This window comes from Sphingomonas degradans, from assembly GCF_053502645.1.
The window spans coordinates 2,845,706-2,868,492 of sequence record NZ_CP177172.1 but is presented as its reverse complement, the minus strand read 5'-3'; the positions used below and the strand labels follow the sequence as shown (position 1 = coordinate 2,868,492).

The 22,787-nt window shown below is 65.8% G+C and carries 16 protein-coding genes and 2 pseudogenes; 17 read left to right on the top strand and 1 reads right to left on the bottom strand.

Annotation, left to right across the window (positions count from 1 at the left end):
- The first annotated feature begins 11 nt into the window (after window positions 1-11).
- The 6 genes and pseudogenes from ACG3SL_RS12995 to ACG3SL_RS12970 form a co-directional block, all read left to right on the top strand.
- Complete coding sequence (locus tag ACG3SL_RS12995) at window positions 12-1,106, top strand: alcohol dehydrogenase catalytic domain-containing protein (RefSeq protein ID WP_448661578.1); 1,095 nt, start codon at window positions 12-14, stop codon at window positions 1,104-1,106.
- Window positions 1,107-1,121: 15 nt separating this feature from the next.
- Window positions 1,122-1,736 carry a hypothetical protein gene (locus ACG3SL_RS12990; RefSeq protein ID WP_448661577.1) on the top strand — a complete coding sequence of 205 codons (615 nt, stop codon included), beginning with the start codon at window positions 1,122-1,124 and terminating at the stop codon, window positions 1,734-1,736.
- 150 nt (window positions 1,737-1,886) lie between these two features.
- Window positions 1,887-3,080: a beta-ketothiolase BktB gene (bktB, locus tag ACG3SL_RS12985; RefSeq protein ID WP_448661576.1), complete on the top strand. Its 1,194-nt coding sequence runs from the start codon at window positions 1,887-1,889 to the stop codon at window positions 3,078-3,080.
- On the top strand, window positions 3,077-3,826 hold the full coding sequence (locus ACG3SL_RS12980) for an electron transfer flavoprotein subunit beta/FixA family protein (protein ID WP_448661575.1): 750 nt from the start codon (window positions 3,077-3,079) through the stop codon (window positions 3,824-3,826). Before bktB ends, ACG3SL_RS12980 begins: the two co-directional genes overlap by 4 nt.
- Window positions 3,826-4,755, top strand: coding sequence for an electron transfer flavoprotein subunit alpha/FixB family protein (locus ACG3SL_RS12975; RefSeq protein ID WP_448661574.1), 930 nt, complete (start codon window positions 3,826-3,828; stop codon window positions 4,753-4,755). Before ACG3SL_RS12980 ends, ACG3SL_RS12975 begins: the two co-directional genes overlap by 1 nt.
- A gap of 401 nt (window positions 4,756-5,156) precedes the next feature.
- A pseudogene (locus ACG3SL_RS12970) lies at window positions 5,157-5,366 on the top strand (IS3 family transposase); the annotation flags it as partial.
- Between the two features lie 99 nt (window positions 5,367-5,465).
- Here ACG3SL_RS12970 and ACG3SL_RS12965 read toward each other — a convergent pair.
- Window positions 5,466-6,223: pseudogene (locus ACG3SL_RS12965) on the bottom strand (IS5 family transposase).
- Window positions 6,224-6,436: 213 nt separating this feature from the next.
- On the opposite strand from ACG3SL_RS12965, the gene ACG3SL_RS12960 reads away from it, so the two are divergent.
- The 11 genes from ACG3SL_RS12960 to ACG3SL_RS12910 all read left to right on the top strand — a co-directional run bounded on the left by ACG3SL_RS12960 (window position 6,437) and on the right by ACG3SL_RS12910 (window position 22,776).
- Window positions 6,437-16,717, top strand: coding sequence for a GH-E family nuclease (locus tag ACG3SL_RS12960; RefSeq protein ID WP_448661573.1), 10,281 nt, complete (start codon window positions 6,437-6,439; stop codon window positions 16,715-16,717).
- Window positions 16,714-17,199 carry an ankyrin repeat domain-containing protein gene (locus ACG3SL_RS12955; RefSeq protein ID WP_448661571.1) on the top strand — a complete coding sequence of 162 codons (486 nt, stop codon included), beginning with the start codon at window positions 16,714-16,716 and terminating at the stop codon, window positions 17,197-17,199. The genes ACG3SL_RS12960 and ACG3SL_RS12955 overlap by 4 nt, the downstream gene beginning before the upstream one ends.
- Window positions 17,180-17,521, top strand: coding sequence for a DUF2185 domain-containing protein (locus ACG3SL_RS12950; RefSeq protein WP_448661569.1), 342 nt, complete (start codon window positions 17,180-17,182; stop codon window positions 17,519-17,521). Before ACG3SL_RS12955 ends, ACG3SL_RS12950 begins: the two co-directional genes overlap by 20 nt.
- Window positions 17,522-17,809: 288 nt before the next feature.
- Entirely contained in the window at window positions 17,810-18,517 is a 708-nt protein-coding gene (locus ACG3SL_RS12945) for a flagellar hook-basal body protein (RefSeq protein ID WP_448661568.1), read from the top strand.
- Window positions 18,514-19,284, top strand: a complete 771-nt coding sequence (locus ACG3SL_RS12940) for a flagellar hook-basal body protein (protein WP_448661567.1) — start codon at window positions 18,514-18,516, stop codon at window positions 19,282-19,284. Before ACG3SL_RS12945 ends, ACG3SL_RS12940 begins: the two co-directional genes overlap by 4 nt.
- 4 nt (window positions 19,285-19,288) lie before the next feature.
- Complete coding sequence (locus ACG3SL_RS12935) at window positions 19,289-19,978, top strand: hypothetical protein (RefSeq protein WP_448661566.1); 690 nt, start codon at window positions 19,289-19,291, stop codon at window positions 19,976-19,978.
- Window positions 19,975-20,547, top strand: coding sequence for a flagellar basal body L-ring protein FlgH (locus tag ACG3SL_RS12930; RefSeq protein WP_448661565.1), 573 nt, complete (start codon window positions 19,975-19,977; stop codon window positions 20,545-20,547). Before ACG3SL_RS12935 ends, ACG3SL_RS12930 begins: the two co-directional genes overlap by 4 nt.
- Window positions 20,547-21,665, top strand: coding sequence for a flagellar basal body P-ring protein FlgI (locus tag ACG3SL_RS12925; protein WP_448661564.1), 1,119 nt, complete (start codon window positions 20,547-20,549; stop codon window positions 21,663-21,665). Before ACG3SL_RS12930 ends, ACG3SL_RS12925 begins: the two co-directional genes overlap by 1 nt.
- A 22-nt stretch (window positions 21,666-21,687) precedes the next feature.
- Window positions 21,688-22,032, top strand: coding sequence for a flagellar basal body rod protein FlgB (locus ACG3SL_RS12920; RefSeq protein WP_448661563.1), 345 nt, complete (start codon window positions 21,688-21,690; stop codon window positions 22,030-22,032).
- A gap of 1 nt (window position 22,033) precedes the next feature.
- On the top strand, window positions 22,034-22,456 hold the full coding sequence (flgC, locus tag ACG3SL_RS12915; RefSeq protein ID WP_448661562.1) for a flagellar basal body rod protein FlgC: 423 nt from the start codon (window positions 22,034-22,036) through the stop codon (window positions 22,454-22,456).
- Window positions 22,453-22,776, top strand: coding sequence for a flagellar hook-basal body complex protein FliE (locus tag ACG3SL_RS12910; RefSeq protein ID WP_448661561.1), 324 nt, complete (start codon window positions 22,453-22,455; stop codon window positions 22,774-22,776). Before flgC ends, ACG3SL_RS12910 begins: the two co-directional genes overlap by 4 nt.
- Window positions 22,777-22,787 lie beyond the last annotated feature (11 nt).

Genomic DNA, 22,787 nt, shown 5'->3' with positions numbered 1-22,787 from the left:
CGGAGGTGCAGATGCCTATCAACGTGAAGGCTGCCGTCTTTCACGGCCCTGGCCAGCCGTTGACGATCGAAACGCTGGAACTTGCCGATCCGGGTGAGGACGAGGTGCTTATCCGGGTGCTGGCGACGGGACTGTGCCATACCGACCTGCACGTGATCGACGGCCATCAGCCGCAGCCGGTGCCGGCGGTGCTCGGCCATGAGTCGACCGGCATCGTTGTCCGCACGGGGAGCGCAGTGACCGATCTCGCGCCGGGCGACAAAGTGGTGCCGTTCCTGCTGCCGGAATGCGGGGTGTGCGCCAATTGCCGCTCGGGCAAGACCAACATCTGCGTGCGGCTCCGTGAGCGGACCGCGGGCGGCTTCACCCGCTTCTCTCAAGATGGTGCGCCCGTTCACACCTTCGTCGGGCTCGGCACGTTCGCGGACCATATCGTCGTCAAGGCCGATCGGGTCGGCAAGGTGCGCGGCGACGCGCGACCCGAAGGCGCCTGTTATGCTGCCTGTGGCGGCGCGACCGGCCTCGGCTCGGTAACGCACGCCGGCGTCGACGCGGAATCGGTCGTTGTGGTCTTCGGGTTGGGGGGCATCGGGCTCAACGTCGTGCAGGGCGCCAAGCTGGCGGGTGCGAAGACGATCATCGGGATCGACCTCAATCCCGAGCGGGAGGCGATCGCCCGCGATATGGGGGCGACGCATTTTCTGAACCCGAGCCTCGAGGCCGACATCGTCGCGGCGGTGATGGCAATCACGGGCGGGGGGGCGACCCACAGCTTCGAATGCGTCGGCGTGCCTGCGGTGATGCGGCAGGCGGTGGATGTCACCCATCCGGCGTTCGGCCACTGTACCTTGATCGGGATTGCGCCAGCGAGCGCCGAGCTTTCGCTGAGCATCCAGGGGATGTCGATGGGGCGAACGGTGGGTGGCGTGCTGATGGGCGGGATCAAGCCCAAGTCGACGCTGGGCGCTATCGTCGCCGACTATGCCGATGGCCGGGTGCGATTCGACGAATTGGTGAGCCACCGACTGCCGCTTGAGCGGATCAACGAAGGGTTCGACCTGATGCGCCAGGGCAAGAGCACGCGCACCGTGATCGTGTTCGAATAACGCGGGGGGCGGTGGGTGAGCATGTCGATGGAGCATCACCATCACGCGGCAGCGGCGGCCTATCCGGGGCTGGTCTGGCTGTTCCTGATCGCGGTCGCGGTCAGCGTCGTCGCGCTGGTGCGCGCTGATCCCGCCGCCGGCCGGCTGCCGCTCGCGTCGCGGGAGGCGCAGTTCGTTCATATCGTGATGAACGGCGCGATGGCGCTACACGCGGCTGCGCTCGGGATGAGTATGGCGATGATCGGGCTGTGGGGTCTCGCGGTGGTTCTGGCGCTGCGGCTGTGCTGGCTCGGGCTGGCGCACCCTGCCATGCCCCGGGCGAATGCCCGCCGCGAGCGGTTGGCCAGCACCGGCTATCATCTGTTTTCGACGATCGTCATGCTGTTCGCCATGCAGGTCGCCGGCGGCCTGGTCGGGTACGCGCTGGCATTGCTGTTCATGCTCGATGCCGGGGCGACCGTCCTGCTCGCTGCCACCTGGCCGAAATGGGCGCCCGCATTTCGCCGCGACGTCCGCATCGTCGGCCTCGCCGCATCGCCGGTGGTGACGAACGCGGCATCGGTCGGTCTGTGGCTCGCGACGGTCCCGCATGTCGTCATGGATATCGGAATGGTGAGCATGCTCCGGTAGAACGTCGCATCACATCAGCGCGCCGATCAAGGGTTTGGGGGAGCATCGTCGCTGGCGTCAACATGCGCCGGGTCGGCAGGCACCGCCGCCCTCGCGTGGCGAGTGAACTATCGAAAGGGGAGCGCGGCGATGTCGCGCCTAGGAGGATAGATGGCAGAAGACATTTTCATTCTGGCCGGCGCGCGTACAGCGATCGGCGATTTCGGCGGTAGTCTGAAGGACGTCGCCCCGGCCGATCTCGGCGCGACCGTGATCGGCGAGGCGATCCGCCGCGCCGGGCTTGCGCCTGAGCATGTCGAGCATGTCGTACTGGGGCAGGTGATCCCGACGCTGCCTTCCGATGCCTATGTTGCGCGCGTCGCGGCCGTCCGCGCCGGCATTCCGCATGCGGCCCCGGCGCTCACGCTCAACCGGCTGTGCGGTTCGGGGCTGCAGGCGGTGATCTCGGCCGCGCAGATGGTCGCGCTGGGCGAGGCGGGGGTGGCGGTCGCCGGCGGCGCCGAGAGCATGAGCCGCGCGGCGCATCTCGCCACCACCACGCGCTGGGGCACCAAGATGGGGGACGTGACGCTGCTCGACATGATGGTCGGCGTGCTGTCCGATCCGTTCGAGGGCGTACACATGGGCGTCACGGCCGAGAATGTCGCCGATCGCTTTGCCGTTAGCCGCGACGCGCAGGATGCGCTCGCCGCCGAAAGCCACGCCCGCGCCGCCCGCGCGATTGCCGAGGGGCGCTTCGAAGCGGAAATCGTGCCGGTCGAGGTCAAGACCCGCAAGGGCGTCACGGCCTTCGCCACCGACGAGCATGTCCGCGCCGAGACCACGGTGGAGAGCCTTGCCGCGCTCCGCCCCGCCTTTCGCCGCGACGGGTCGGTGACGGCGGGCAATGCCTCTGGCCTCAACGACGGCGCCGCCGCGCTGGTGCTGGCCTCCGGCACCCAAGTCGCCGCGCATGGGCTTCGGCCGATGGCGAAGATCCTCGGCTGGGGCCATGCCGGCGTCGATCCGCAGATCATGGGCGTCGGCCCGGTTGCGGCGGTGCCGATCGCGCTGCGCCGTGCCGGACTGGCGCTGGCGGCGATCGACGTGATCGAGGCCAATGAGGCGTTCGCTTCTCAGGCCTGCGCGGTCGCGGCGCAGCTTGGCTTCGACCCCGCCAAGGTCAACCCCAATGGCAGCGGCATCGCGCTCGGCCATCCGATCGGCGCGACCGGCGCGATCCTGGTGGTGAAGACGCTCTACGAACTGCGGCGGACCGGCGGACGCTATGGCCTGATCACCATGTGTATCGGCGGCGGCCAGGGCATCGCGATGGTCATCGAACGGGTGGAGATGGACGCATGAAGGTCTTGGTACCGGTCAAGCGCGTGCTTGATTACAACGTGAAGCCCCGCGTGAAAGCGGACGGGACGGGCGTCGATCTGGCGAACGTCAAGATGAGCATGAACCCCTTTGACGAGATCGCGATCGAGGAAGCGGTGCGGCTGAAGGAAAAGGGCGCGGCGACCGAGATCGTCGTCGTCACCATCGGCGTCGCCAAGGCGGAAACCGATGTGCTGCTCACCGCGCGCGCCATGGGCGCCGATCGCGGCATCCTGATCCAGACCGACGAGACGGTGGAGCCGCTGGCGGTGGCCAAGCTGCTCGCCAAGGTCGCGCAAGAGGAACAGCCCGGTCTGATCATCCTCGGCAAGCAGGCGATCGACGACGATTCGAACCAGACCGGCCAGATGCTGGCGGCGCTGCTCGGCTGGGCACAGGGCACCTTCGCCTCCAAGGTCGAAATCGCCGGCGAGCGCGTGAAGGTGACGCGTGAGATCGACGGCGGGCTGGAAACGGTGGACCTGAAGCTCCCCGCGATCGTCACCACCGACCTTCGCCTCAACGAGCCGCGCTATGCCACGCTGCCGAACATCATGAAGGCGAAGACCAAGCCGGTCGCGAAGAAGACCGTCGCCGACTACGGCGTCGACATCACCCCGCGCCTCACCACGCTGAAGGTCGTCGAGCCGGCCAAGCGCCAGGCAGGCATCAAGGTGGGTTCGGTCGACGAGCTGGTCGAGAAGCTCAAGGGCATGGGAGTCGCGTAATGAAGACGCTGGTTTGGGTCGAACACGACAATCAGAGCGTCAAGGACGCGACGCTCTCCACCGTCACCGCGGCTGCCAAGCTGGGTGAACTCCATCTGCTCGTCGCCGGCAAGGGTGTTTCGGGCGTAGCGGAAGCTGCGGCGCAGATCGCCGGCGTGGGCAAGGTCCATGTTGCCGACGATGCGGCATACGAGCATTTCCTCGCCGAGAATGTCGCGCCGCTGATCGTCGAGCTGATGGACAGCCATGACGCGGTTCTCTTCCCGGCGACCACCACGGGCAAGAACGTGGCGCCGCGCGTCGCCGCCGCGCTCGACGTGATGCAGATCTCGGACATCCTCTCGGTCGAGGGTGCGGACAGCTTCACCCGGCCGATCTATGCCGGCAACGCGATCGCCACCGTGCAGACCAGCGACACGAAGCTGGTGCTCACCGTGCGCGGCACCGCGTTCGACAAGGCGGCGACGACCGGCGGCAGCGGCACGGTGGAAGCCGTGGCCACGGCGGGCGACCAGGGCCTCTCGACCTTCGCCGGTTCGGAAATCGCCGGGTCGGAGCGTCCGGAGCTGACCAGCGCGAAGATCATCGTCTCGGGCGGCCGTGCGCTCGGCTCGTCGGAGCAGTTCCATGCGCTGATCGATCCGCTGGCCGACAAGCTGGGTGCCGCGGTCGGCGCCAGCCGCGCGGCGGTGGATGCCGGCTATGCGCCGAACGACTATCAGGTCGGCCAGACCGGCAAGATCGTGGCACCCATGGTCTATGTCGCGGTCGGCATTTCGGGCGCGATCCAGCACCTCGCCGGCATGAAGGATTCGAAGACGATCGTCGCGATCAACAAGGACGAGGACGCCCCCATCTTCCAGGTGGCGGATATCGGCCTGGTCGGCGACCTGTTCACGCTGGTGCCGGAGCTGACCGAAAAGCTCTGAAGCCGGGGAGCGACCGCTCCCGTCGTCTGCGCATCGCGCTGTAGGTGTTTAGCCCCGGCATTTGATGGGTCGGGTCGAGCGTAAATCGGTAGGGCCCGATTCTTTCGATGTTGCAGATGTATTTGAATGGTTTGAGGTTGTTGAGGGTCTTGAGTTGGCGGCCGTAATTATAGATTCGATAAGGTCGTGAGGGCGTGTGTTAAAATTTGACGGATATCGTGATGATGAACTTTTGCATTGTCTTGCTTGGTAATGCAGTTCATAATTTCGAATTGGTCATTGCCCATGGGCGCCTGATATTGGTGAGGCGATGTTAGATGCCGTTCTCTCGACAGGGCGTGTTGCTTAACCTCGTGTCCACGGAGCCGGCAGCAACTCAGTGCTAGCGGGAAACGCCAAAGGTGGCCGAGACGATCAACGGCCTCTATAAGGCCGAAGTTATCTTACGGCACCGGTCATGGCCCAGTGCGTCGGCAGTGTAAATGGCAACCCTGCGCTGGGTCGACTGGTTCAACCACCACCGCCTGTTCGGCCCCATCGGGCACATTCCGCCCGATAAGGCCGAAGCCAACTACTATGCAGCCGACGAGACACTCGATATGCTCGCATGACCCAAATGAAATTGGCTCCGGAAAACCCGGGACGTTTCAGTCGAGGGCGAGGGTGCTGCAACGCGCAGCCCATGCTTTGCGGCTAGTGCGGATCGACATTCAACGTAACCAGATCATGGCGGCGGCGAGGTGGATAAAGCCGGCGAAGTGGATAGAGCGACGATCATAGCGTGTGGCAAAGCGCCGGAAATGCTTGAGGCGACCAAAGCATCGTTCGATGCGGTTGCGCTGTTTATAGGCGACCGCGTCATGGGGGATTGGGAGCTTTCGGCAGCGGTTTGAGGGGATGACGGCCTCGGCGCGCATCTCTGCGATGATCGCGCGTAAGGCATTGCTGTCATAGGCTTTGTCGGCAAGCACGGCATTGCCGCTCTGCCCCTGAAGCAGAGCCGGGGCCTGGGTGATGTCGCCGGTTTGGCCAGGCGTGAGGATGAAGCGCAGCGGGCGACCGAGCGCGTCGGCCAGCATGTGGACCTTGGTCGTCAGTCCGCCTCGGGAACGCCCCAGCGCCTGGTCGCACGCCCCCCTTTTCCGGTCGCCGCATGCTGGTGTGCCCGGACGATCGTGCTGTCGATCATCAGATAGTGATTGTCCCGCTCGGCGGTCAACGCATCGAATACCCGTTCCCAAACGCCGGCATGGCACCATCGGCTGAAGCGGCGATGGGCGCTCTTCCACTTCCCATAGCGCTCCGGCAGATCGCACCAATGCGCGCCAGAGCGCAGCACCCACAAACATCCGTTTACGAACAATCGGTTATCGGTACCCGAGTGTCCCGGATCCGCCACCTTGCCAGGTAACAGCGATGCTATCCGTTGCCACTGCGCATCGCTCAGTTCGTACCGCTTGACCGCCATCAGTTGCGCCGCGTCTCAACACGGATGCCTATGAATCAGCGATCAGCCCATTTGGGAATCCCGAATGTCGATCCCCGCTAGCCTTTGTGCGCTCCCCGCACCGAGGCAGATTAGGTCCGAAATGAAGCAAACGGCCTAAACGCTCGAAAAAATTCCCCGACTACCATCGCGGGCGGCGAGGGACTGCCGCCCCGACGATCTGGAGGGGGGCAAATGGTTGCGATCTTCACGGGTGCCGGCACGGGCTTCGAGCGTGGATCGGGTTCGGTCCTGGGCGGTTCGGGCCTTCTGGGCAGCGCATCGCAGGGACGGGGCGGCGACAGCGTCGTCGTCAATGCGGCGAACGGCAATCTGCTGATCTCGCGGCAGGACGAATATCTCGTCGGCCGCGGTCCCGATGTCGCGGTCAGCCGCGCGTTCAACAGCCAGGCGACCGTCGGCGACGACAATAACGACAAATGGCGCCAGAGCACCGATCGCCGCGTGACGGCGGTCACCGGAACGACGGTGCGCCGCGTCGCTGCCGATGGCAGCGAGACGATCTACACCTGGGATGCGACCCGCTCCGCCTATGTCTCCAAGGAAGGGGCCGGATCGTACGACCTGATCGTCGCATCGGGAAACCAGTGGATCTGGACCGACGGCGACACCCGGCGGGTCGAGAAATACGATAATCTGAACGGCGGGCGCATCGTATCAGAGGGCGACAGCGATCTCAACGCGATCAGCTACACCTATATCGGCGACAAGCTCGACAAGGCGACGACCGCCGACGGCGCCTGGGTGCAGTATAGCTGGTCCGGCTACAACATCACCAAGGTCACCACCGGCTATACCGATTTCGCGACGGGCACCGCCAAGACGCTGTCCCGCGTCTGGTACGAATATACCGGCTCACAGCTCACCAAGGTCCGCACCGACCTGACCCCCGCCGACAATGTCCAGCCGAGCGACGCGGACTCCTACTGGACCAGCTACGGCTATGACGGGGCGGGCCGGGTGAACAGCATCACCCAGAAGGACGGGTCGAGCCTGGCCGTCGCCTATGACGGATCGGGGCGCGTGACCACGCTGACCCAGCTTGCCTCATCGGGCGTCAACCGGGTGACGACGCTCACTTATTATGCCGGCTATACTAGCGTGACCGACGCGACGGGTCAGGTGACGCGGCTCGATTACGATGCGGCGGGAAACCTCACCAAGATCACGGCGCCCGCCGCCTATGCCGGTGCCGCGCAGCAGATCGTGCAGTTCGCCTACAACGCCAATGGCGACCTGATCGGCACCACCGACGCGAGCGGCAATTCGGCAAGCTACACCTATGATGGCAACGGCAATGTCCTGACCGCCACCGACGAACTCGGCAACGTCGTCACCCGCACCTATGGCAGCAACAACGAGATGCTGACCGAGACGCGCACCGCGTCCGACGCGACCGGCGCGGCCGTCAGCATTACCGCCCGCTATGTCTACGACGCCGAGAACCATCTGCGCTATCTGGTCAGCGGCGAAGGCGCAGTGACCGAGTATCGCTACACTGCGGCCGGCGAGATCCAGTACAAGATCGACTATCCCGAGCAGAGCTACCCGATCGGTTCGGGCGCGCTCAGCGAAGCGACGATGGATGCGTGGCGCAACGGCCTGTCCGATCGCGCGTCGACCCAGATCACGCTCAACACCTATGACGCGCGCGGCAGCATGACTTCGTCGCGCAGCTTCGGGATCGCCAGCGCCGCGGGCGTGGAATCGACCGCGGAGGGCGCGAGCCGCGTCTATTACAGCTATGACCAGGCGGGCCGCCTGCTCTCGCGCAACAGCGAGGGGCAGGTCGCCGAGACCTTTGTGTATGACGGCATGGGCCGGATGATCGGTTCGACCGACGTCAATGGCGGCACCACCAGCCTGGTGTTCAACGACACGGCGACGACGACGACGGTGACGCTCGCCTCAGGCTATGTCACCACCTCCACCTACAACAAGGCGGGCGACCTCATCAGCCAGACCGATAGCGGCAGCTATGTCGCCGGCGGCACGGTGGCCAGCCAGTATGACAAGCTGGGCCGGGTGCGCATCGCAACCGACGCGGTCGGCCTCAACCGCTATTATGCCTATGACAAGGCCGGTCGCCTGATCGCCGAGGTCAATCATTATGGCGACATGACCGAGTATCGCTACGATGCGAACGACCGCATCGTGGCGACCACCCGCTACGCGACGCGCCTGACCAGCGGCCAGCTTGCTACCCTGCAGAATCCGGACAGCGTGTTCGACGTGGGATCGATCCGTCCCGCCACCTCGGGCTCCGATCTGTGGAGCTGGTCGGTCTATGACAAGCTCGGTCGCGTCGTCGCCTCCATCGCCGGCGACGGCAGCGTCGCCACCAGGGCCTTTGACAATGCGGGGCATCTGGTCAGCACCACCGCCCATGCGGTCAAGCTGACCGCGGGCCAGATCGCGGGCTTCAAGACCACGCCGCCGGTGATCGGCGACATTCCCGCGCCGACCGCGGCTGCGGCGGTGACGCGCAGCTTCTACGATCGCGACGGGCGGCTGATCGGCGTGCTCGACGGCGAGGGATTTCTGGCGCGTACCGTCTATGACAAGGCGGGCAACAAGGTCGCGCAGATCGCGTCGTACAATGCGGCGGCTGCCGGGCTGCGCGCCGCAGGCAGCTTCAACGATCTGGTGGCGAGCGTCGGCACGTCTGCCAACGACCGGACGGCCCGGTTCGTCTATGACGGGCAGGGTCTGCTCCGCTACGCCGTCGACGCCCTCAACCAGGTCACGGCCTATAGCTATGATGCGGCCGGACTGCAGACGAGCACGGTCCAATATGCCGCGGCGATGGCGGCCACCAGCGACTATACCTACGACAACGTCAAGGCGCTCACCGCATCGCTGACCGGCAATGCCAACAACCGGACGAGCTGGGCGGTCTATGATGCGGCCGGCCGGCTCTCCTTCTCGATCGATGCCGAAGGCGGCGTGATCGGGATGAGCTATGACAGCAGCGGCAAGGTGATCCGAACGGTCCAGTACGCGACCAGATATGTCACCGGCTCGCTGCCCACGCTCGCGACGATGAACAGCTGGTCGGGCAGCAACGCCGGGGGCGCTTCGGACCGGATTACCCGCACCTGGTACACCGCGCGCGGCGAGGCACGCTATGTGGTCGACGCCGAAGGCTATGTCTCGCGCACCGACTACAGCGCCAGCGGCAAGGTCGCCGCCCAGATCGTCTGGAGCAACAAGGTCTCGGTGTCGAACACGTCGACGATCGCGCAGGTCGATGCCGCAAGCGCGGGCGCGGGGGACTATGCCGCGCGCAGCTACGCCTATCATCCCGATGGCATGCTCTCCTCGGAGTATGATGCGCTCGGCGTCCAGACGCTGTACGACTACACCGCCACCGGCCTGCTCAACGCGCGCTATGACGCCTATGGCACCGCGGATCAGGTAATCACCGCCTATGGCTATGACGCGGCCGGCCGGGTGGTGACGGAGGTCAGCGCCTGGGGCACGGCCGACGCGTCGACCGTCAGCTATGCGTTCGACGGTCTCGGCAACCGGGTCCAGATGACGGACCCCAACGGCAACGTCACCACCTTCACCTATGACCGGCTCGGCCAGCTCAAGACGCGGACGGACGCGCTGGGCGGCGTTTCGAGCTACGAATACAACGCCTTTGGCGAGGCGTGGAAGGTCACCGATCCGCAGGGCAACGCCAGCTATAGCTGGTACGACAAGCTCGGGCGCATCACTCAGGTGCGCGACGCCGGCAATTACCTGACGGAGACGAGCTACACCGTCTTCGGCGAGAAGGCGACGCTGACGCGGCGCTTCAACCAGGTGAGCGGAACGGCGGTAATGGCGACGCCGCCATCGGTCACCGCAAACGCCGCCGAGGATGCGACGACCAGCTTCCTCTACGACAAGCTGGGCCGGCTCACGCGGACAACCGACGCAATGGGCTTCTACGAAAGCTATGCCTATGACGGGCTGGGCAATCGGGTGTCGGTCACGGCGAAATCCTCGACTGACGCCGTCGCCGCGGGGGCGACGACCACCTACACCTATGACCGCCTGGGCCACATGCTCACGGAGACCCTGCCCAGGGCGACCTATGATGCCGCCGGCAACCTCACCAGCTCGACCGTCGTCAACCGCTTCGAATATGACGCGCGGGGCAATCGCACCAAGGTGGTCGAGGCGGACAACCTTTCCTATCGGCGTACCACCACCTTCACGTTCGACAAGAACGACCGGCTGATCGAGCGGCGCGGGGACGCGGTCAACGTGATCGGCGACGATCTCGTCACCGTCTCCACCGTCACCCCGGTCGAGACGATCCGCTACGACGCGCGGGGCAACGTCAAGGAACGGATCGACGTCACCGGCGCGCGGACGCTGTATTATTACGACGCGCTCAATCGCAAAAAGGTCGAGATCCGCCAGACCTCGGCGAGCGAGAACAGCTATTCCAGCTTTACCTATGATGCGAACGGCAACGTCAAGTCGAACCGCGTCTATGCCGGCTCGATCACGCTGCCCGCAACCGTAGGCTCCACGCCGCCGGCGGCGCCCGCGACGAGCTATCGCGAGACGCTGTTCAACTATGACGCGCTCAACCGGATAAGCTCCAGCCAGGTGACGGGAGTCGTCACCGGCACCTATGCGACCGGCTATGCCGCTGCGAACCTCGTCACCAGCTATGTCTATGACGCTGCGGGCAATCTCCAGAAGGTCACCGATCCGGCCGGGGGCGAGACCTATAGCTGGTACGATGCGCTCGGGCGCAAGACCGGGCAGCTCGATGCGGGCGGGTATCTGACCGCCTGGGCGTATGACCCCGACAACAACGTTACCGAGGAACGCCGCTACGCCAACCAATATACCGGCGGCGTATCGCTCGGCGGAGCGCCGGGCGTGGCGACCAGCGGGTCGGACCGCGTCACGCAATATGGCTATGATCGCCAGGGCAATCGCACCTGGGAAGCGCGGCTCGGGGTCGAGGCCTATACGGTCAATGCGAGCACTGGTGCGCTGACGGCGGTCAGCGGCACCGCCACTGTCCAGTATCTCTACAACGGCCTGGGTCAGGTGGTCCGCAAGACCGAGGCGGCGGGCGACCAGACATTCTACAGCTATGACGGCGACGGCCGGCTGAGCGTCGAGACGCGCTCGGGCTTTGTCGATTTCAACGGCCAGTGGGTCTCGCCCACCACGCAATATCTGTACGACGGGCTCAACAATCTTTCGCGCACCGTGCAGTCGGGCGCGACCAACGCCGCCACGCGCGTGACCACCTACAGCTATGGCGCCGACGGCCGCCTGGCGAACATGACCGACGCCAGCGGCTTCACCCGCAGCTACGCCTATGACGTGGCGGGGCGCGTCAAGAAGGAGAGCTATACGCGCACCACGGCGGCGGGCGGCACCGTCACCGATGCGGTCGCCTCCCGCTACGATCTGGCGGGCCGCAAGGTGTTCCAGGGCGTCGCCAGCTGGAACGGCAGCAGCTTCGTGATGATCGACTACAGCCAGACCCAGTACAACAATTACGGGCAGGTCTGGAGGAACGGCGTCAACGGGCTGTGGCAGATCGAGAACCAGTATGACAATGCCGGCCGCCTGGCCGCGACCAGTGCCGGGGACGGCATCTGGAAGTTCTTCGGCTATGACCGCAACGGCAACCAGACCGTGGCGATCACCTCGGCGGGAACGAACCTGGCGGGGCAGTCCTTCCTGGGCGCGCTGTCGCTGGTCGGCCTGTCGACGGTCAACGCGACCTACACCAGCTATGACAAGCGCAACCTTGCCGTCCAGGTGGTGGAGGAAGGGCGCCAGCTGAGCCTGTCGACCAGCGACCAGTTCGTCACGGCGCGCACCTACAATGCGTTCGGCGAGATCGCGAGCGAAACCAACGCGCTCGGCGCGACGCTGAACTACACCTACAACACGATGGGCAAGCTGGCGAAGAGCGAGAGCCCGACCGTCTCGATCACGCTGGAGAACGGCACCCAGCAGAACGTCCGCCCCACCGAATATTATTACTACGACCTGAGCGGCCGCCTCATCGCCGCGCGGGACGCGAACAGCAACCTGTCGACGCGCAACCTGCTCGCCGGCACCGGCTATGGCACGAGCCAGGCGCTGGTCGTCACCAGCTTCGCCGCCGATGGCGGCAGGGTCACCAATGCCTATGACATCCACGGGGACACCCGCCGCATCACCGATCAGATCGGTCGCGTCACTACCCAGGATTTCGACGCGATGGGCCGCGTCACGACTGTCTCGCATTATGGTGGCCTGACCGAGAGCTATGCCTATGACGGCCTCGGCCAGCGTATCCAGGGGTGGAACAACCAGTACCAGGATCCGATCTACGGTCCCGAGGAGTCCTATTGGGTCGAGGACCCATACGATCCGTACGATCCGTACGGCGGCTATGGCGGCGGCCACTGGGAATATTACACCCCGATCATCGGCTACACGCCCGAAAAGGCGCTGACCGAATATGACGCGATCGGGCGCGTGACCAGCCAGCGCGGCTTCGGCGGTGACGTGACCACGGCGTCCTACAGCTGGAACAGCGGCATCACGACCAGCGGGATCGGCACGTTCGGCGGCTGGACCCAGGTCACCACCTACGCGAACGGCAGGACGCTGGTGGAGAGCGAGGACGTCTTCAACCGCACTACGGCCAAGACCGACCTGGGCGGCCATGGCTGGACCTACAGCTACGACATTTCCGGCCGCCTCAGCCAAGTGGGCACGGGCGGGGTGTACACCACCTATGCCTATCTCAACACCGGCACGGTCGGTCAGACCATCGTCGGCACGCCCACGCCGCAGGTGAATACCAACTGGGCGCGCACCGTCTCCACCTACAGCTACGACAAGCTGGGCCAGCGCCTGACCGAGCAGACCAGCGAAGAGGCCGGCTATTACACACCCGGCTATTGGTACGAGGAATACGACCCCTATTACGGGTACGTCTACAACAGCTACTGGGTCGACGAGACCTATTACACGACCTCGGCGACGCTGCAGAGCTCCAGCGCCACCTATGACGCGCTCGGTCGCCTGAAGACCTTTGTCGAGAATGGCACGGCGACGATGCCGGCGGCCAACATCGCCTATGAGTATGACGCCAACGGCAATGTCCGCCGGACGATGGCGACCTACCGCACGCTCGACTATCAGGGCAGCGTCTCGTCCTATTCGACGACCAGCGATTACTGGTTCCGCTACGACAGCATGAACCGCGTCGTAACCGACAAGGGCGTTCTGCGCGGCGGCCAGGTCGTCCGCGGCGAGGCAGTGTACGGCACCGGCGGCGGACAGGACATCCTGTACGATCTCGCCGGCCAGCGCGTCGCGGTGATGCGCACCGAATATTCGCCCGGCTATTACGACTATGAGTGGGGCTATTATTACGAGGGCAGCTATTACGAAAGCCGCGAGAGCTACACCTACGACAGTGCCGGCCGGCTCTATGAAATCCAGACGTCGACGGGGAACTGGGTTGCCGAGATCTACGACTATTACACGGGCATTGCGACACCCCCGGGCACGATCCCGGCGGCGCCCGCCTCGGGTACGGTCCGCTCGCGCTTCTACTATGACCTGCTCGGCCACCTGACCCAGCAGAACGACTATGAAAGCTATGGCTCGGGCGTCGCCTATAGCCGCTACGTCACCTACAACAACAAGGGTCAGATCAGCTACGAGAGCACGTCGACCAAGAAGTATGACGGCCACACGTATCAGTCTTACAGCTATTACGACTATGGCTATGGAAGCAACTATGCGCTCGGATCGGTGCTGAGCGTATCGACGGTCAACTACCGCAATTACAACAATGGCGATGCGCCCGACACGCTGACGACCAACAGCTATGCCTGGTGGGACGGCGCCGTGCAGTCGCAGATCGCGCACAAGCCCAATACCAGCCAGTCGACGACCTATTACACCAGCTTCTATTATAACGGCCTGGGCCAGCTAAGCTCGCTCTATGTCGGCGACGCGCGTTCGCGCACCGTCTCGTTCAAGCTGAACGGCGAGGGGCAGATCATTCGCCGCGACGAGCAGGACTATAACTGGTCCAACGGCGATCCGCACGAAATCTGGTACCGCTTCAACGGACGCCAGCTCGGCTATGTCGGCAACAACGGAACGAACGACGTGTCGACCGCGCAGTCGATCAGCGAGCGGCAGACCGTCTCGCCGACCACGCCGGGCGCGTTCCGCAACGGCGCGAGCTATGGCAGCTCCTACGCCGAGTTCGCCAACAGCTACGACCCGATCAACAGCTACAGCCAGGGCTCCTCGAGCGGCAGCTATACGGTGCGCGCGGGCGACACGCTGCAGGGCATCGCGCTGTCGATCTACGGCGACTCGAACCTCTGGTACCGCATCGCCGAAGCCAACGGCCTGACCGGTGCATCCGCGCTGATCGAGGGGCGCACGCTGCGGCTGCCCAGCGGGGTGGTCAAGACCGGCTACAACGCGTCCAGCCTCAAGCCCTATAACCCCGGCGAGGCCATCGGCGACGTCACGCCGTCCACCCCGCAGCCGCAACAGGCCAAGAAGAACAAGTGCGGCGTCTTCGGCGCGATCATCCTCGCGGTGGTGGCGATTGCGGTCACGGTGGTTACCGCCGGCGCGGCACTGGCGGCGGCGGGGCTCGCGACCAGCGTAGGCGCAGGCATCGGCGCCGTTGTCGGCGGCGGCGGCCTGATCGCGGCGGCCGGCGTGGCCGGAGGGCTGGCAATCGGGGCAGGTGCTGCCGCGATCGGATCGATTGTCAGCCAGGGCATCGGCGTCGCGACGGGCATTCAGGACAAGTTCAGCTGGAAGGCGGTCGGCATGGCGGCGATCGGCTCGCTCGTCTCGGGCGGCCTGAACGAGGCGTTCGGAGGAGGCGGGATCATCGGCGCCGCCGCCCGCGGTGCTGCGGGAAGTGCCATCACCCAGGGTATCGGCGTCGCGACCGGCCTGCAGGACAAGTTCAGCTGGGCGGGGGTTGCCGCCGCGGGCGTGGGCGCGGCGGTAGGCTACCAGGCCGGCAAGTGGATGGGCGTCGAACCGATCAGCCAGAACAACTCGGTCGGCAACTATCTCGTCAATTTCGCCCAGGGCGCGGCGAGCACGATCGCGAACGCGGCGACGCGCAGCGCGATCGAAGGCACGAGCTTCGGCGATGCCGTCGTCGCGGCGCTGCCCGATGTCATCGCGCAGACCATCGGCGACATCCTTTTCAACGGCGTGACCAGCAACAAGGAGCAGGCACGCATCCAATATGCCGAGACGCAGACCGCAGCATTCGCTGAGCAATACGGCATCACCGACAAGGAACAGCTCGCCCAGGTCCGCCAGGCCTATCTCGACGCGCCAGGGATTTCCGAGGACTATGCCCGCCCGCAAGGCCGGCATGAGACGATCGGCGAATATGAGGCGCGCCGCCAGGCCGCGCTGACCAGGCTCGACGGCAACAAGCGCGTGCTGGCAACCGTCGCGGGTCGCGCGCTGGGCTATAACGACGATCAGATCCGGGAGGCGATCCGCGCCGGCGGACGCGGCTATGATCCCCAGAAATACGACGCGGAAACCAACCCGACGCCTGCCCCTGCCGAACCGAGCGGGAATGTGCTGCCCGAGGTCATCGTCATCGGGCACCGGTTGGAGACGCTTCCCACCGATGGCACCCGCGAAGGTGCGGCGCTCGGCGTCGTGGCCGTCGATAGTGCGGTTAGCATCGTCGGCGATAAGGCGCAGCGGATCGGCCAGGTCATCGAATCGCGGCCCTGGCTGCGGATCGGCATCACCGTGGCGGGCTATGCCGCCGACGCCGCGACGCTCTATTTCGGCGGCCCGGCCAAATTCTTCATCGGCCAGGCGATCGGGCACGCCCAATCGGGCGGCGTCCAGATCGTCTCCGACGCGGTCGGCAATCGCTATGATGACAAGGGCTACGACGCGACCCAGGCATCCGCCGGCGCGGTCGGCGCCGCCACGCTGCTCCAGCTTGCGATAAGCTCGCGCGACATCGTCAACACGCTGCGAGCGCTGCCTTCGATTGCAAAGGGCATCGCGGGCCGCCTGCGCAGCGTCGTGCGGCGTGCGCCGACTGGCGAGACGCCGCCTATCTCCACGCCGGATCCGACGCCCACCAACAGCCGGATGCCCTATGCGCGCCATCGGCCAAGCTACGCGAGGGGGCAGGTCGATACGGTCTGGCAGAACGCGTTGGAACGCGGAGGCGGTGTGGTGCGTGATCCCAATACCAATGAGATACTCACTTGGGATCGCAGCCGCGGCCGCAACGGCCAGTGGGACATGGGCCACTTGCCGGGGAAGGACTACAAAACCCTGCATGATCGGTATATGAGCGGGCAGATCACTCGCGAGCAGTTCCTGCGCGAGTATCACGACCCGAACAACTACCGGCCCGAGGCGCCCAGCGCGAACAGGAGCAGGAGATATCAATGATCCCAGAGGCGCCCGTCTTCACGCTGATCCGGTCCGATACGCCCGCGATCGAGTCGCGGATCAGCGCCGAGGACATCCGGGCGAAGGGCGATATCGGCCAGACGACGCTCCAGGAGGCGATCGCGAACCGCAAGCCCGAGCTGGCGAGCTGGCTGGTCGAGCGCGGCGTCGATCTCGATAACCGCGATCGTTCGGGCTATACGGCGCTCCATTACGCCCTGGAGTATCAGTACTTCCCCCTCGCCGAGCAGCTGATCCGTGCGGGCGCGGATGTGAATGCGACGAACAAGCACGGCAATGCGGCGCTCTGGACCGCGGTGATGTCAGCGCGGGGAGACTATGCGCTGGTCGACCTGCTCCTTGCGCATGGTGCCGATCCAAACAGCCGCAACAAGGTCGGCAAGTCGCCCCTGGATGTGGCGATCGAGCTGGGTGACCCGAAACTGATCGAGAGACTGCGGAATGCGTCAAAAACAGTATAGGATCGCCGCCGACAAGATCGTGCCCGTCGTTACCGGCTGGGGGGCGGCAATGGCAACGGATCGCATCACGGTTGACGGCAGCACGATCGGCTATGCCTATCGGGAGGCGCCGATCAACGACGCGGACAGCGGCTGGCGCTTTTTCGCGGGGGATGAGGATGGCGCCTATATGGCGGACCCGTCGCACCATGACGTCTATGCGGTGAACACGATCGCCAATTACGATCCGGCGATCCTGTCGATCCTAGAAAGCGAGATCGGCAGCGCGTTCGAGCGGGATCCGAATGGCCCCTGGCGCGCGGTCGTCGATCAGCAGAACTGATCGACCGGGCGCTCGGACTCGGTCCGCCGCGCAGGCCCGCGATATCGGCCGGACGCTGCGATGGGACACGAACCCCCGAAACGGAGCCACAAAGAATAGGCCGAATTGGAGGAAAATCCGCTTGGGGTTGGCTGGATAAGCTCTTTTAAAAGAGGGATTTCCACGGCGAATCGCAGGATTTCTGCGGCCCGATCCGATGCAAGGCATACGGACCAATCCTTTGTCCCGGGCTGGTTGACGGGACTCACCTGCCGGTGTCTCTTGTAAGGACAGTAACCGGGGGGTGACATGTCGGGTCTCGTCGAGGCGGCTACGGCTATTCTCAGTGCGTCCGCAAGGAAGTTGGAGGTGGCGGCACACAATGTCGCGAATATCTCCACGCCGGGGTTTAAGAGGAAAGTAGGATTTTCGCAGCTTCTTCGTGCGGAAGATGGCTCATCGGCCCCTTCTTCTGAAGTTATGGTGCAGCGCAGCTTTGCACAGGGCAATCTCACCGAAACGCGTAATTCGTTCGACTTGGCGATCAGCGGCGAAGGCTTCTTCGCGCTTCGCGCCGGCGACCGCGTCGTCTATTCGCGCCAGGGCCAGTTCACACGCTCCGCCGACGGCACGCTCGTGTCGCCCCAGGGCTATGTTCTGCAACAGCAGGGCGGCGGCGACCTGGTGCTGGACCGCGCGAGCGCGGCGATCCAGCAGGATGGCACCGTCCTCGATGACGGGCGCCCGGTCGCGCGGATCGAGCTGTTCGCGACCCCCGATCCGAGCGCGTTGCAATCGGTCGGCGAATCCCATTTCTCTGCGGGAGTCGCGCTGATGGAGCCGGTACGCGATCCCGTGATCCGCCAGGGCATGGTCGAGAGCTCGAATGTCGAGATGGGGGACGAGATGATCGCGATGATGGCGGCGCTCCGCCAGTCGGAGGGCGGTGCCCGCCTCGTGCAGGTCTATGACGACCTGATCGGCCGCGCGATCTCCAGCCTGGGGCAGACGCGATGAGCGACGCCTTCTACGTGGGTGCCGTGGGCCTCCAGGCGCAGCAGCGCGCGCTGGACGGGATCGCCAACAACATCGCCAATGTGAATACGCCCGCGTTCAAGCGAGTCCAGCTGCGCTTTGCCGACGTCGTCGCGAACCGTCCGCCGGAAGTGGCGACGCCCGACCTGCGCCAGCCCGTCGCCGATACCGCAGGAGTGATGCTCGACACACAGTTCATGCTGAACGAGCAGGGCGAACTTCAGCGGACCGGCCAGCAGCTCGATCTTGCGATCGACGGCGCCGGCTTCATCGAGCTGATGGGGCCGGGCGGCCAGACGCTGCTGTGGCGCGGCGGCGCGTTGAAGGTGAATGAGGACGGCCAGCTCGCGACCAGCCACGGTATCCCGCTCCGTGCCGCGATCACTGTGCCGGGCGACGCCGGCGCGATCGCGATCGGCAGCGACGGCGTGGTCCGCGCGACGGTGCCGGACAGCGCCGATCCGGTCGAGCTGGGCCAGATCCAGTTGGTGCGCATCAATGATCCCCTCGCGGTCGCCCGGCTGGATGGCGGGCTCTACCGGGTCGAGGATGCGAGCGCGCTGAGCGAGGCGTTGCCCGGCGAAGACGGGACCGGGATGCTCGTCCAGGGCTCGATCGAGCAGTCGAACGTCGCACTCACCGACGAGATGGTGCGCCTGATGCTCGTGCAGCGCGCCTATGCCGCGAATGCGCAGATCGTGCAGGCCGCGGATCAGCTGATGGGCGTCGCGAACGGATTGCGGCGATAGGGTCATGGCAGGGCATTTGGTCACGGCGCTGGCAATCGCCGCCGCCCCCGCCGGCGGGGCTCAGGAAGCGGTGCTGAAGGCGGCGGTGCAGGTGCGCGCTGCCGAGCTGCGCGTCGGCGATCTGGTCAAGGTGCGCGGGGGAGGGTTGCCGGTCCGCATCGCCAGTCTGGTGGTGGCGCGGCTGCCGCGTGGCGCGACAGCGCTCGACCTGCCGGCAGCCACCCTCGCCACGCTGGTGCGTCGCCGGGTGCCCGGGCTGCGGATTGCCGCGCCGGCCGGGACGGTCCGTATTCGCGCGACTCTCGCCAAGCCCGCCGCGCCCGACGGGAGAGGCTGTTTCGCCGCGGCTTTCGCCGTCCCGGCCAGTCGGGCAGTTGCTGCCGGCGATGTGGTCGCCACCGAGTGCCGTGATGTCGCACCGGCACGGCTACGCTATGCGCAGGGCGGGCTGGCGGTCGCGCGGGCGGCGCTGCCGGCGGGCAGCTATCTCGGGCGCCTGGCGGCGCTTCCCGGGCGCGCGATTGCCCCCGGCGCCGCACTCACCCTGCGCTCGCAGGCAGGCCCGGTGACGATCGAGCGCGCGGTGACGGCGATGCAGCCGGGCCTTTCGGGCAAGCGCCTGTTCGTGCGCGATGCCGAGGGCAAGGTGTTCGCGGTGCCGCTTGCGCTGGCCCCGGAGGGGGAAGTGCGATGAGGCGCATGGTTGTGCGTTCGGCTGCCGCGTTGCTCATTGCGGCACCTGCCGCTGCCCAGGATCTCTACAGGGGCGGCAACTGGTCCTCGATGGCCGCCGATCGCCGCGCCAGCGGCGTGGGCGACGCGATCACCGTCGTCGTCCAGCAGGCGGCAGAGGCGTCGAACACCACCCAGAACGTCGGGCGAAAGAGCACCGACCTTTCGGGCGGGCTCAACGCCGGCTCGGTCAATGAGAGCGGGCAGCTCTCCCTCGGCGGCGGCTATGCAGGGCGCGGTGAGATGCGGCGCAGCGAGCGGCTGGTCGCGCAGCTCAGCGTCACGATCGAGGCGGTGCTGCCGAACGGCGATTACCGCATCGTCGGCGAGCAGCGCCTGCATGTGAATGGCGAAAAGACGCTGATCGCGGTGCGCGGGCGGATCCGTCCCGAGGATATCCGCAGCGACAACAGCGTGCTGTCGAGCCGGATCGCCGACGCGCAGATCAACTATGACGGCAAGGGCTTCGTCTCGCGCAGCGCAAAACCCGGCCTGCTCAACCGCATCTTCTCCTTCCTGGGGCTGGGCTGATGCGCGTTCTCGCGACCCTTGCCGCTGCGGCGCTGCTGTGCGCTCCCGCCGCGCCCGCCATCGCCCAGCCGGTGCCTCTCAAAAGCCTCGGCAGGTTCGACGGCTGGCGGCAGAACGCACTGGTCGGCTACGGCCTGGTCACCGGGCTGGCCGGCTCCGGGGACACGCGGCGCAGCGTGGTGACGCGCCAGGCGCTGCGCAACGTGCTGAGCCGTCTCGGCACCAGCGTTACGGAGGACCAGATCAGCAGCCGCAACGTCGCGGTGGTGATGGTCACTGCGGTGCTGCCGCCCTCCGCCAATGTGGGCGATCGGATCGACGTCGCGGTCTCGTCGATCGGCGATGCGCGCAGCCTGGCGGGGGGCACGCTGATCCTGACGCCGCTGCTCGGGCCGGATCAGCGCACTTATGCGCTCGCGCAGGGGGCTCTGCTCGTCGGCGGCTATCGCTTCGACGCCGATCTCAACCAGCAGCAGCGCAACTATCCGACCACCGCCCTGCTCCAGGGCGGCGGCACGATCGAGGCGGCGGTCGAATCGGCGGTGCTGCGGGGCGGCAACGAGATCGCATTCCTGCTCTCGAACCCGAGCTTCTCGACCTCGCAGCGCATTGCCGACCAGATCAATCAGCGGTTCGGACTGGGCACGGCGACAGCCAGGAATGCCGATGAAGTGCGCATCCGCTTTGCCGGAGCGCCGGGCGAAGTCACCGGCTTCGTCGCGCAGCTCGAAAATGTCCGGGTCGAGCCCGACGTTGCGCCCCGTATCGTCATCAATGAGCGCACCGGGACCGTGGTGGCCGGCGGCGACGTAATGATCTCCAGCGTCGCGATCGCGCAGGGCGATATCAAGGTGACGGTGACCGGCGAGCGCAGCGCGTCGCAGCCCCTCGGCTTCTATGGCGGCTTCGCCAGCGATGTCGGCAGCCTCATCGTCACCAACACCAAGCTGGAAGTGGCGGAGGGCGTGGGGGACCAGTCGTTCCGGTTTCCCAACACCTCGGTCGCCGATCTCGTCCAGGCATTGTCGCGCGCGCGTGTCGATACGCGGCGCATGATCAGCATCCTCCAGGCAATCAAGACTGCGGGCGCGCTGCACGCGGAGATCATCGTTCAATAGCGTACGCAAACAGGGTGGGGACATGGATAGTATTTCGACGGCCTTGATCGCCAAGGCGCTGGATGGGCTGACGGCGCGGTTCCAGGCGACGGCGCAGAACATCGCGAACGCGAACTCGCCCAATTACCGGCCGATCCGTGTCACCTTCGAAGACAGCCTGCGCAGCGCCGCCATGCAGGGGGGCAGGGCGATCGCCGGGGTGGAGCCCAGGGTCGAGCTCGCGCCGATGCCGCGCATCGCCAGCGAGATGCGGCTCGACCTGGAAATCGCCACCGCCTCGCAAACCGCGATGCGCTACGGCGCCATCCTCTCGATCCTCGGGCGCCAGATGGACTTGTCGCGCACCATCGTTTCGGGAGGACGCTGAGATGGACGCCATTGCCATCAGCCGCACCGGCCTCGACGTCGAGTGGCAGCGCCTTCAGGTGATCGCGCAGAACCTCGCCAACATGAACACCAGCCGCACCGCTTCGGGCGAGCCAGTCCGGCCGATGCGCCTGCTCTCGGGTCCGCAGGTCGATTTCGCGCATCTGCTGCGCCCCGAGGGCAAGACGCCGGGGGGTGTGGAGGTGCTGGGGGTCGAGCCGATGGCGACGGGCGTCCGCCGGGTCTACGAACCGGGGCATCCCCATGCCGATGCGGATGGCTTCGTCACCTATCCCGATCTCGACCACGCAGCGGAGATGACGCTGCTCATCCGGACCTCGCGCGCCTATGAGGCCAACCTGACCGCGATGAGCATCGGGCAGCAGATGTATTCGCGCGCTGCCGAACTGGGCAAACAGTCGTGACGGGGGTCGAGGGGATCGCTGCGATCGGCAGCATCGATGCCGCGCCGCTCGCGCTGCGCCTCGGCGAGATGACGGCGACGACCGCCCAGCCTGCGGGCGGCACCGGCTTCGGCGAGGTTTTGATGCGCGGGCTGCGCGGCGTCGACGAACGGATCGCGACGGCGGACAAGCTGGTCCAGCAGTTCGCGATCGATGACACGATGCCGGTGCATCAGGTCACGATGGCGCTGGAGCAGGCGCGCCTTTCGGTCGAACTCGCGATGCAGGTCCGCTCGCGGATCGTCGAGGGCTTCCGCGAAATCATAAACATGCCGCTGTGATCGGCTGAATC

Bases quoted from the DNA above. Each gene is read 5' to 3' on its own strand.
- ACG3SL_RS12935 (WP_448661566.1), top strand. From the start codon at position 19,289: ATGGCAGGGCATTTGGTCACGGCGCTGGCAATCGCCGCCGCCCCCGCC.
- ACG3SL_RS12955 (WP_448661571.1), top strand. From the start codon at position 16,714: ATGATCCCAGAGGCGCCCGTCTTCACGCTGATCCGGTCCGATACGCCC.
- ACG3SL_RS12980 (WP_448661575.1), top strand. From the start codon at position 3,077: ATGAAGGTCTTGGTACCGGTCAAGCGCGTGCTTGATTACAACGTGAAG.
- ACG3SL_RS12995 (WP_448661578.1), top strand. From the start codon at position 12: ATGCCTATCAACGTGAAGGCTGCCGTCTTTCACGGCCCTGGCCAGCCG.
- bktB (WP_448661576.1), top strand. From the start codon at position 1,887: ATGGCAGAAGACATTTTCATTCTGGCCGGCGCGCGTACAGCGATCGGC.
- ACG3SL_RS12960 (WP_448661573.1), top strand. From the start codon at position 6,437: ATGGTTGCGATCTTCACGGGTGCCGGCACGGGCTTCGAGCGTGGATCG.
- ACG3SL_RS12920 (WP_448661563.1), top strand. From the start codon at position 21,688: ATGGATAGTATTTCGACGGCCTTGATCGCCAAGGCGCTGGATGGGCTG.
- ACG3SL_RS12925 (WP_448661564.1), top strand. From the start codon at position 20,547: ATGCGCGTTCTCGCGACCCTTGCCGCTGCGGCGCTGCTGTGCGCTCCC.
- ACG3SL_RS12975 (WP_448661574.1), top strand. From the start codon at position 3,826: ATGAAGACGCTGGTTTGGGTCGAACACGACAATCAGAGCGTCAAGGAC.
- ACG3SL_RS12940 (WP_448661567.1), top strand. From the start codon at position 18,514: ATGAGCGACGCCTTCTACGTGGGTGCCGTGGGCCTCCAGGCGCAGCAG.
- ACG3SL_RS12950 (WP_448661569.1), top strand. From the start codon at position 17,180: ATGCGTCAAAAACAGTATAGGATCGCCGCCGACAAGATCGTGCCCGTC.
- flgC (WP_448661562.1), top strand. From the start codon at position 22,034: ATGGACGCCATTGCCATCAGCCGCACCGGCCTCGACGTCGAGTGGCAG.
- ACG3SL_RS12930 (WP_448661565.1), top strand. From the start codon at position 19,975: ATGAGGCGCATGGTTGTGCGTTCGGCTGCCGCGTTGCTCATTGCGGCA.
- ACG3SL_RS12945 (WP_448661568.1), top strand. From the start codon at position 17,810: ATGTCGGGTCTCGTCGAGGCGGCTACGGCTATTCTCAGTGCGTCCGCA.